Raw genomic sequence first — 10,601 nt, forward strand, 5'->3', positions numbered from 1 at the left:
TATCTTTAAATTTAATTACGCAACAAAGCCAATACTAAATTGAATTAAATCACCAATTAAATTTATATGGTGATCCAAATCTTTAGTTTGATTTATTTTGGTTAACCAATAGTCCGTTAATTATTAAAATTGGTCATGTACTTATTATTATACAAACAATAGGACCGTGACCATGAAGCGTCTTACCCTGACACCTATAGCAATCGCGTTGCTTCTTGCAGGATGCAACTCATCTGATAGTGACAATAACCTCCAGCAACCCCAAGTTCACTCTCGTGTTCATGATGTATTGAACATTGAGGGTTACCAGTTCCGAGACTCTAACGGCAATGGAACACTGGAACCCTTTGAAGACTGGCGATTATCTCCAGAAGAGCGAGCAGCAGACTTGGTTAACCGAATGACGCTAGACGAGAAAGCCGGCATGATGCTCATTGATACCTTAAATTCAGCCGAAGGTGGACTTGTTAGTAGTACTGGCCAAGACATGATTGCCGATGCCCAAATGACCCGCTTTATCTTTCGTAACAGCGTAGTCGAAACACCTGCCAATGCGCCTGATTGCGATTCAGGCCGCTCAGGTTGTCAGATAACCCCTACAGAAGCTGCCCAGTTCATGAATAGTGTTCAAGAACTGCGTGAACAGACGCGAATGGGTATCCCCGCTCTATTCAAATCCAATGCCCGTAACCATATTGATCCATCAGCAAAAGCAGGGATCAACGTTTCTTCAGGAGCATTTTCTGCTTGGCCTAAAGAGGCAGGTTTAGCAGCCACTCGTGACATGGATTTGATCACTGAATTTGCTGGCATCATGAATGACGAATGGTCTTCAATTGGCCTACGCAGTATGTACGGATACATGATGGATTTGGCGACAGAACCTCGCTGGTACCGAGTGCACGAAACCTTTACCGAAGATGCAGATTTAGCGTCTGACATTATGCGCTCACTGATCAAAGGGTTGCAGGATGGCGGTGAGGTCAACGAAGACAGTATCGCGCTAACCATCAAACACTTTCCTGGCGGCGGTCCACAAGAAAACGGCGGTGATCCACACTATGACTTCGGTAAGAACCAAGTCTATCCAAAGAACAATTTTGATTACCACCTAAAACCGTTTATTGCCGCAATTGAGGCAGGCGCTTCTTCAATCATGCCTTACTACGGCATCCCTGTAGATCAAAAGTGGATGCCAAATGATGTTGGTATGTCCTTTTCAAAAGGCATTGTCACCGATTTGCTCAGAGACGAATTAGGCTACACAGGTAACGTGAACTCAGATACCGGCATTATTGGCGATCGAGCATGGGGTGTGGAACACAAAACAATTGATGAACAGGTTGCAATGGCGGTCGAAGCTGGAGTCGATGTTCTTTCAGGTTTCCATGATAAAGAAGTCATCGTGAAACTGGTCGAAAAGGATCTGCTCACCGAAGAGCGTGTCGACCTATCAGTCACACGCTTACTTGAAGAACAATTCAAGCTTGGCCTTTTCGAAAACACTTACGTTGATGAGAAAAAAGCCCAAGAGATTTTAGGCAACGAAAAATACCAAGAACGCGCGGATTACGCACAGAAAAAATCTGTCGTCTTACTTCAAAATACCAATAAGACTTTACCTTTAGCTGAATCAACCGCACAAGCTCCTGTTGCTTTGTATGTCATGGGAATGGACGAAAACATTGCAGGAGACGACAAGTACAACTTTGCCGTGACTTCTGGTGATTACGAAACGGGAGAAACACGTCCACCAGTTCCAGCCGATACGGACTATGCGGTTATTCGTGTTCGCGTATCTAACGAAGGTTCAGATCCTGATCTTATCTTTGGTGGTGCTAACCCAGATGAGCTCGACATTCTCGCCTTCAGTCAAATGGCCACTGCCGCGTCTTGGCATATTGAACCAAGCCTAAGCGACATCAACGCCGTTATGAACGAAGTGGGCGCTGACAAAACGGTATTGTCCATCAACTTTAGACAACCATTCGTATTGGACGATCAAAGTAATCTTAAGCAGGCAGGGGCCGTGATAGCGACATTTGGCGTCTCGGACAGCAACCTAATGGAAGTGCTTTCAGGCAACTTTGCTCCTCAAGGAAAACTGCCATTTGCTTTAGCGAACAGTGCCCAAGCGATTCAAAACCAAGACTCAGATTACCCTGGGTATGATCAAGCCGACACCCTTTACCCGTTCGGACATGGTTTAAGTTACGAATAATATTTGAGCTAATTCAGGCAGTGTTGTGCACTGCCTTCTTAGATACCAAGGACAAAGTCATGGAACATATCTTACAACTAAGTTGGGATGACCATTCTATTCCGCATAAGATCTGGGTAGAACAATACTACGATGGATGTCGTATCTGCTTGAAAGTCGTAAAAGACGTTGAGCCAGAAATGCTCTCATTGATTGTTCCAAATATTGATGTGCAAACCACTCATAAAGCGTGGCAAGGCAAAGCGACGAACATTACACCGGCCTATGATGACGGCGTGTTGTTCACTCAAACTCGCTCGCTATTCAATTTGCCTCACGGCTGCGTGATTTGGGCGGTAACACATATCCAGATGCAAAACGGCTTAAAAATGTCGGCAGACAAATTGTGCTTCGTACCAAAATACAGCAATCAAGATTCTTGTTTTAAGGTTCCGGCATAACGTAACAACAAGCCGAGTCGCTTATCCAACTTGGCGCTAATCTGCGAAGAACCATAAAAAAGGCCAGCGTATACACGTTGGCCTTACTTCTGTCTGTCTGTCTGTCTGTCTGTCTGTCATCAGGATTAAGCACTAATCAATCAACACCAACGAATCGATGGCATTGGATTCATTTAGATATCTCATTCTTGGCGGGCATTTGGCACCCGAAATAAGACGATGCTCATGCTAAAAAGACGAAATAAATTTAAAAAAACTTATTTCGCCGTTTTGATTATCGTAGCTCGCGGTTTACAGCTGAGGTTCTTGGGTCTTATTGACTATGAGGTCGCGAAGCCATTTGTGGCTTGGTTCAGAATCAAAGTAACGGTGCCAAAGCAAAAACAAACCACCGGGAACCAACTCAATAGGAATCGGCTTCATCACCAGTTCGCCACTCTCAATATAGTCACGAACCGAGTTGTACGGATAACACATCAGCAAATCGCTTTGTTTGCACAGCTTTACTGCGCTGGTGATGTCCGACACGTTGGCGGCTTTGTTAATTTGAAGCTGTTTGGCTTGCAAGATTTCCAGTAGCAACCAGTCGCCAACGCCACCGGTCACCAACTGAATATGACGGTATTTAAGGAAGGCTTGCAGATTCCACTCTTCTTGAAGTACTGGGTGATCATTTCGCATCAAACACACAGAGTAATCTTGCAGCAACTCGACGTGGTTTAGCTCGGCAGGGATATTTTGAATGTGGGTGCTAGCCCTTTCATCGAGCTCAAAAATTCCAATCCCGAAATCGACCTCACGCTTTAGTAAGCGCTTAAAGGTTTCGCTGCTCCAAGTAGTGCTGTTTACCGTAATGTTCGGCGCATCTGCTAGCGCGTTAGGCATAAATTTAGGGTAAATCGCGGTATAAGCGGTTTCAACAAGATCGATATTAAAAGTACGTTCGCTGTCTTTCGGCTCAAAAATGTCCGGCACGGTTAGCTGTTCAACTTGCAGAAGGATTTGATGAATTTTAGGCGCTAAAGAGGTGGCTTTCGGTGTTGGAAACAGGCCTTTTGACTCACGTTCAAACAAAGGGTCGTCAAACAAAGAACGCAGCTTAGTGAGTTGTTTACTCACCGCAGACTGACTAAGGAACAATCGCTCTGCCGTTTTGCTCACGCTGCGCTCTTCAAGCAACACGTGTAAACACAGCAGTAAATTCATATCACATTTGAGTAAGCTTTTAACATCTACCATGATATTCCTTAGATTCAGATTAATGATGACTTTATGTCACTTTAAATCATATCACAAACTTGTTAATTTAAGCCCATGTAACCTATGAGTTAATAACTCAAAAAATAATAGACCTAAGGAATACTCATGAACTTTCTAGCACTCCCTAAGATTGATCTGCACTGCCACCTAGACGGGAGCGTTCGTCCAGACACCATTATTGATTTGGCGAAACAGTACGGAATCGAACTTCCAGAAGACCGTGAAGCGGTAGTAAAGTCTCTAACAGTGCCTGAAGATTGCAAAAACCTTGATGAGTACCTAGCTTGCTTTAGCCTGCCACTGCAAGTGATGCAAACGGAAGAAGCGATTGAGCGTATCTCTTTTGAGCTTTACGAAGACGCAGCACTAGAGAACGTTAAATACCTAGAAGTTCGTTTTGCACCGATTCTTCACGTAAACAAGGGCTTGTCTCTTGATGCAATCATCGCAAGTGCGGTTAAAGGCATGAAGCGTGCAGAAGAGAAATACGACATTAAGGGCAACTACATCATGTCTGTACTTCGTATGTTCCCGAAAGACTCAATCAAAGATGTAATCGACGCTGGTAAACCATACCTTGGTAAAGGCGTGGTTGCGTTTGATATTGCAGGCGGTGAAAAGCCGGGCTTCTGCGCTGAATTCCCTGAGTACACGCAATACGCTATTGAACAAGGCTACCGTGTGACGGTTCACGCAGGTGAGCAATGGCATGGTCAAAACGTTTACGATGCAGTGACAATGCTTGACGCTGAGCGTATCGGCCACGGTGTTCACATCCAAGGTAACGAAGACGCATACAACATCGTTAAAGAGAAGCAGGTTGCGCTTGAAACTTGCCCAACAAGTAACGTGCAAACTAAGTGTATTCACAAATTCAGCGACCACCCAATTGCTGAATTCAAGAAAGACGGCATCGTTGTAACGATCAATACAGACAACCGTACTGTGTCGAACACAACCATGACTAACGAAGTGAAGCGTGTATGTGAAACGTTCGGTCTAACACAAGAAGACTACGCAGAGATCTACAAGTACTCTGTAGAGAGCGCTTTTGCTTCAGATGAAGTGAAACAGCACCTGATGGATTTTGTTGAGCAAATCTAATTTGAGCAATCTTGATTGCTAAGTAGAAAAACAGGAAGAGAAAGGCTTAGGCTTTTCTCTTTTTTTATGTCCAATTATCCGTATTCTAATATCGATGTTGACGAATGGGATGCAAACAATGAAAACAGAACTCGAGAAAATGCTGTCCGGCGAGATTTTTGATGGCGCAGACCATGAAATAGACCACATGCGCACTCACGCCAGTAAGGCGTTGTCAGACTTCAATCAATGTTCTGACGATACTCAGCAACCAAGCCTGCAAGTTAATCTGTTTGGTAAAGTAGGAAACAGCGTTGTCCGTCCTCCTTTTCATTGCGAGTTTGGCAAAACCATCGAGATCGGTAACGACACCTTTATCAACATGAACGTGGTGATGCTTGATGGCGCGAATATCAAAATTGGCAACAATGTATTGATAGGGCCAAGTGCCCAGTTTTACACGGCCTCCCACTCACTGGATTATCTCAGCCGCCGTAAGTGGGAAACTTTCTGCCTATCTATCACAGTCGAAGACGATGTGTGGATTGGTGGAAACTCAGTCATCAACCAAGGCGTTACGATTGGCGCACGCTCTGTTATCGCAGCGAACTCAGTGGTTAACAGTGATGTACCACCAGACTGCTTATACGGTGGCATGCCAGCCAAGCTGATTCGACATTTGAATACTGAGTAACAAAGCGACTAGTTCAGAAGCAACCTAAGAAAGGCCATGTTTATCACTCAACATGGCCTTTCTTCCATTGATAAGGTGTAATCCCATTTGCTCGCTTAAACGCTCTTATAAATTGTGAGGCATCTGCGTATCCCAAGTGAAGTGCAATATCTGAGATCGAATAACCTTGCTCAGTCATCACGCGCTTGGCGAATTCAAAAGACAGAGCCTCTTTAATGGTTCGAAAGGTCGTCCCCTCTTCACTAAGCGCTCTTTGGATTGTGCGCTTACCCATTCGGTTTATTTGACCAAACATCACCAAATCTACATCGACTCGACCAATATAAGGAAGTAATGCTTGTGTCACTTTGAAGGTGGAAGTAGTAGCCGTTGATACCGCTTTGATTGAGCAATCTCGATCAATGGGGTTATACGAAATGCACGTCTCATTTTGACCTATGAACTGTGGCGTTTCCGTTTGTATTCTCAACTCACTTAGCGCACTCGCCGACACCGAAACTAAGTCGTAACGAACCGGCTTATTAATATCAGTCTGTTGAGATTTAAAGTAGGCGTGGCTATAAACGATCAAAAACAGCTCGGCTTCAATACCATTGAGCGAGCTATTAGATACTAGAAATGAAAGCTTTAATGACTGTGAAGACGATTCGACTGACCATTGTTCAAACGGAAAAAGAGACAGAAAATCTTGAGCTGAAAGGTGGGGAAAAGCGAGTTCGAAAACAGCTCGTTCAGCACTGCCTAATAACGCAGAAACAAACACTTCAGATGGTAATACCTTCCTCAAACCCTCTAAGAAATGAGTAAACACATTAAACGAGACATATTGAGCAACTGAAGTATCCATTGAGAATGGCATGCTCACTTGAACAGCGAGCGCTTCTATTCCGGCATGATAGAGCTCTAATGCCTTATCTTCTCGTACACACTGCTGGAAATGACTCACAACACTCTTCGCAATCAATGGTAATTCAAGCATCAGTTCACGATTCCTTTGTCTTGTTCAAAACAGGTCAAATCCACAACTCAACCCAATATCAGCATCAATTTCTGCATCAGTACAGTTTAAATTCAGTGGCACAAAATGCACATTTTACTTTTCTAGCTTAGCTACTATTACCTCAAGTTAACAAGAGACGCTTTAAGTTTTTGCATTAAGGCGAAATCACAATTCAGGACGTAACGCTTTGATTAAAAAGTATGACAGGGTTATCAATTTAAAATGACTCAACGATACCGTCAGGGTCTACTATTAAATCTAGGCATAAATATAAATGGACTTAAGCCAGTAATTGAGAGGTTTTCATGTTTAAAAAGATCACGTTAATAGCAGCAAGCATCGCAATGAGTGTTGGTGTTGCTCAGGCAAGTGTTGAGAGTAAGACCTGGCCTGCATCAGACAAGGCTAAAACATTTGTTCAAGACACAATTGTCATTGGTATGCTCGCGAGCCCTTATGGTGCAGGTTGGCAGGACGAGCAACAGCTATTGGATTACTTCCAAGATGCTCGTGATGCAGGTATCACAGGGCATGAATACACCATTACCGCTGCTGATCACAACTTTGATGACTTCTTGTTTCACCATCATAAACACCGCTCTGCGATGGCAAAACAACCTGACAATTTCATCATCGCGCATTCCAATAATGACATTGAAAAAGCGCACACCGAAGGCAAAACCGCCGTGCTTTGGAACAGCCAAACCGCCACTATTTTGGAAGAAGATGTGACCAAAATGGCGATTCTAAAAGACATGGGCTTAAAAAGCATGATCTTGGCGTATAACGACATTTTTAGAACAGGTTCAGGACAATTGGCCGCATTTAACGGTAGAGATATTGGCCTAACACCTTGGGGAGAATCGGTTATTGATTCGATGGTCGAGTATCAGGTCATTCTCGATCTCAGCCACACAGGCTCAAAAACAGCAAATGACGCGATGGATTACATGGAAGAGAAGTATCCTGGAACCCCATTTGTCTACACGCACTCAGTGCCTGCGGGGCTTTATAAGAGTGAGCCAGATGCAACGCCACAAGGTTGCTACCGTGCTATTCCTGACGATGAAGCGATACGCGCGGCTAAATCAGGTGGCTACGTTGCCCCAACCTTTACGGAATGGATGATGGACGGCGTTTGGCCTGAAGATATTTCTCCAGCACAAGCTGCTGACATGATCGATTACTACGTGAAATTGGTAGGCGTTGACCACGTAGGTATCGCAACTGATGATATGTTCTCTACCGCAATGGTTGTGGATTTCGCAACCAAGAACGCGAAAATGTACGACGACGGCGGCTACATGATTGAGGCATTCAACAAAGGTGCTACTGGTAATGGTGAACTGTCGAAGATCCTAGCGGCGATTACTGATGAACTGTGGAAACGCGGTTACAGCAACGATGATCTTGCTAAGATCTACGGCGGCAACAAGATGCGAGTGTACGCTCAAGTATCTGAAGGCGCAGACCCTGACGAATTCCAAAAAGAGTATGCAAAACGCCTTAAAGAACTCACCAAGTTAAGAAATGAAAACTTAGCTATGTAGGTCGCGACTAACAAAGCTCAAAGACTCGAAGCACGTCCTATTGGCCGTGCTTTTTTATTATCTGCTTGTAGGTGACCTCGCCTTTACGTTTATCTAATCAAGAAAGAGAATGAAGTCACACACCCAGAAGTAATGCTCGAATTCGCCCTCCAAAACACCCTATTTCTCATCATCTAAATGGCCTTCTATGTTAGAATTATCGGCTAGTTCGGAATGCGCTGAGTATCTGATTTAGTTAACTATAATTTAATCACCATGAGTGCTTTTTTAAGTTTTTAGAATGAAAAAATATGAATTAGTTGTTCAAGATATTGTGAGCAAAATTTGCCAAAACAGTATCAGCCATAAGCTTCCTGCTGAAAGAGAACTGTCTGAAATATATGGATTATCTCGTTTCACGATTCGTAAAGCACTAGCCAAGCTAGAGGCTATTGGCATGGTGAAATCTAAAGTGGGTTCTGGTTACTTCGTCAACACTTCTCTCATTGGTACACCACTGGTGTACAACTCCATCACTGAAAACAGTTTTGAAGAGATCTCTTATAAAAAACTCCAGCTGAATAAAGCGCTACCCGATAACCACGAACAGCAGATTTTTTCTTTAGACGACAATGACTACATTTGGAAAATTAGACGGCTTCGATTGATTAACAACAAAGTCGTTCAGATAGAAGAAGCCAAGATACCAGTCAGCATCTTTCCTGAAATGAATGCCGAGATCATTGAAAGCTCAATCCAGAAACATGCGCTAGCGAAAGGCCTTCAGATCGATAGTTACTTAACAACGTATCAAGCGATCAACGTATCTAAAGAAGATGCGGAGTTGCTCGGCTGCAAAAAAAATGCCGCCGCGATGAATATCACCAACCGAGGTTTCTTAGCATCGGGTGAACTATTCATCGTCAGCGACATCATCGACATCAACTACCAATGCACCTACCACACGCCTTTTAACAGTGAGAGCATGAGCTTCCGAGACAAAAAGTAACGGTTTGATTTGGATTTAACGACTTTGCTTTCCCATGTTTAATGTCTCGAATTTTCCGTAGCCCCCCTCAAAAACAACAACCCGCACAATGTCGGGTTGTTAGTGGAATTGAATCAACCGTTATTAGAATTCGTAGTAAAGACGTACGCGAGCACCAAAATCATCGTCTTCAGAGAACGCAGATGTATTAGTCGTTTCGTTGTCGACCGTCGTGTAGTAAGTACCAAGAAGCACAGAGAAGTCTTGTACTTCGAGCACATTCTGGAACTCATAAGATGCGTAACCCGTGTTAACCGTCACATCGCCTTTTGCCCATGTGGAATCATATTCGTTCGCACCATAGATGTAACCGATACCGAAGTTGTTATAAAGCGCGTTCAAACCCGCGGTTACATTAGTTTCATCGACAGCATCTAAGTAAGCAAAGTTAGCGTTAAAGATCCAAGAATCATTAGACCAATTACCTGTTAGACCGTAGCCAGTTCGGTCAGAGATATCTTTACCCGAGGTATCGACAACAGCATCGCTGACTAAGTTAGTTTCCATTGAGGCTGCAACAGTAAAGTCACCCATTTTATATGACACAACCGGGCGAACAAGGAACGCGTCTTTGGCGTTATCGTGGTCTACTTCCACACCATGGTAGCTATCAGAGAACAAGTCAGAGCGGTCACCGATCATCGTTCCTACTTCGACATACAGATCCCCAAAACTTTGGCTATACATCAACTGACCATCAGAACCACGACCGCGAGCTTCTTTCATCTGGTACACATAAGCGCTGCCGCCCGTATAAAGTTCATTTGAAGTATCACCTGAATACTCAAGGAAAACATCGAGGCCGACAGGGAACATATCGTAGGCTTCAAAACGACCCGCTTTGATCGCCCACCCGTCTTTTTTGCCGAACTCAAAGTAGGCATCATCGAGTGCGACATTACCTGTGCTTTCAAATAGAGGCTGAGCTTTAACCCCAACATAGTGACCATTACTGGTGTACTTTTCGCCAGCGAACTCAATCAGAACTCGACCATCTTGGTTGAACTCTGCGTCACCGTTATCATTCGATTCTCTATCTTGGTAGTTAAAGTTCAGCTCGACGTTACCACCAACAGAGAAGTTACCTTCTTCTGTATCAACAATGGCAATGCCTGCGTGAGCCCCCATTGCAGAAATAACTAAAACAGCAGCTAAAGACAGTTTGAATGTGCTTTTCATATAAACCCTAATATTATTTTATTGTTATTAGTTGCATAGCAACTTTTTGATCTTCAAGTTGAAATATATGGACAGTATTCGACTCGATTTCTAGGGCGTATATTTACTAATTAACTCCTCACTCACAATATTATCCATCTGGAATTG

General features: G+C 43.7%; 9 protein-coding genes. 6 read left to right on the forward strand and 3 right to left on the reverse strand.

Going from position 1 to position 10,601, the window contains the following annotated elements:
* Positions 1 to 172: 172 nt before the first annotated feature.
* Positions 173 to 2,221: a glycoside hydrolase family 3 protein gene (locus A142_RS04615; RefSeq protein WP_019819909.1), complete on the forward strand. Its 2,049-nt coding sequence runs from the start codon at positions 173 to 175 to the stop codon at positions 2,219 to 2,221.
* A gap of 59 nt (positions 2,222 to 2,280) precedes the next feature.
* Positions 2,281 to 2,661, forward strand: coding sequence for a hypothetical protein (locus tag A142_RS04620; RefSeq protein WP_019819910.1), 381 nt, complete (start codon positions 2,281 to 2,283; stop codon positions 2,659 to 2,661).
* 291 nt (positions 2,662 to 2,952) lie between these two features.
* Here A142_RS04620 and A142_RS04625 read toward each other — a convergent pair whose 3' ends face one another.
* On the reverse strand, positions 2,953 to 3,900 hold the full coding sequence (locus tag A142_RS04625) for a LysR family transcriptional regulator (protein WP_017061092.1): 948 nt from the start codon (positions 3,898 to 3,900) through the stop codon (positions 2,953 to 2,955).
* A gap of 126 nt (positions 3,901 to 4,026) precedes the next feature.
* Here A142_RS04625 and add point away from each other — a divergent pair, with 126 nt between their 5' ends.
* Positions 4,027 to 5,025 (forward strand): adenosine deaminase, encoded by a 999-nt coding sequence (gene add, locus A142_RS04630; RefSeq protein WP_019819911.1) that lies wholly within the window; start codon positions 4,027 to 4,029, stop codon positions 5,023 to 5,025.
* Positions 5,026 to 5,143: 118 nt separating this feature from the next.
* Entirely contained in the window at positions 5,144 to 5,698 is a 555-nt protein-coding gene (locus A142_RS04635) for a sugar O-acetyltransferase (protein WP_019819912.1), read from the forward strand.
* Between the two features lie 43 nt (positions 5,699 to 5,741).
* Here the strand turns inward: A142_RS04635 and A142_RS04640 are convergent, their stop codons facing one another.
* Positions 5,742 to 6,677 carry a helix-turn-helix domain-containing protein gene (locus tag A142_RS04640; protein WP_019819913.1) on the reverse strand — a complete coding sequence of 312 codons (936 nt, stop codon included), beginning with the start codon at positions 6,675 to 6,677 and terminating at the stop codon, positions 5,742 to 5,744.
* A gap of 326 nt (positions 6,678 to 7,003) precedes the next feature.
* Here A142_RS04640 and A142_RS04645 point away from each other — a divergent pair, with 326 nt between their 5' ends.
* A complete protein-coding gene (locus A142_RS04645) occupies positions 7,004 to 8,248 on the forward strand; it encodes a dipeptidase (RefSeq protein WP_019819914.1) in 1,245 nt (414 codons plus the stop codon).
* Positions 8,249 to 8,528: 280 nt separating this feature from the next.
* Positions 8,529 to 9,236, forward strand: a complete 708-nt coding sequence (locus A142_RS04650; RefSeq protein ID WP_019819915.1) for a GntR family transcriptional regulator — start codon at positions 8,529 to 8,531, stop codon at positions 9,234 to 9,236.
* 123 nt (positions 9,237 to 9,359) lie between these two features.
* Here A142_RS04650 and A142_RS04655 read toward each other — a convergent pair whose 3' ends face one another.
* Positions 9,360 to 10,454, reverse strand: coding sequence for a carbohydrate porin (locus tag A142_RS04655; protein ID WP_019819916.1), 1,095 nt, complete (start codon positions 10,452 to 10,454; stop codon positions 9,360 to 9,362).
* Positions 10,455 to 10,601: the final 147 nt, after the last annotated feature.

It is taken from the genome of Vibrio splendidus 12E03, assembly GCF_000272105.2.
Taxonomy (GTDB): Bacteria; Pseudomonadota; Gammaproteobacteria; order Enterobacterales; family Vibrionaceae; genus Vibrio; species Vibrio splendidus_I.

Bases quoted from the DNA above. Each gene is read 5' to 3' on its own strand.
- A142_RS04615 (WP_019819909.1), top strand. From the start codon at position 173: ATGAAGCGTCTTACCCTGACACCTATAGCAATCGCGTTGCTTCTTGCA.
- A142_RS04620 (WP_019819910.1), top strand. From the start codon at position 2,281: ATGGAACATATCTTACAACTAAGTTGGGATGACCATTCTATTCCGCAT.
- A142_RS04625 (WP_017061092.1), bottom strand. From the start codon at position 3,900: ATGGTAGATGTTAAAAGCTTACTCAAATGTGATATGAATTTACTGCTG.
- add (WP_019819911.1), top strand. From the start codon at position 4,027: ATGAACTTTCTAGCACTCCCTAAGATTGATCTGCACTGCCACCTAGAC.
- A142_RS04635 (WP_019819912.1), top strand. From the start codon at position 5,144: ATGAAAACAGAACTCGAGAAAATGCTGTCCGGCGAGATTTTTGATGGC.
- A142_RS04640 (WP_019819913.1), bottom strand. From the start codon at position 6,677: ATGCTTGAATTACCATTGATTGCGAAGAGTGTTGTGAGTCATTTCCAG.
- A142_RS04645 (WP_019819914.1), top strand. From the start codon at position 7,004: ATGTTTAAAAAGATCACGTTAATAGCAGCAAGCATCGCAATGAGTGTT.
- A142_RS04650 (WP_019819915.1), top strand. From the start codon at position 8,529: ATGAAAAAATATGAATTAGTTGTTCAAGATATTGTGAGCAAAATTTGC.
- A142_RS04655 (WP_019819916.1), bottom strand. From the start codon at position 10,454: ATGAAAAGCACATTCAAACTGTCTTTAGCTGCTGTTTTAGTTATTTCT.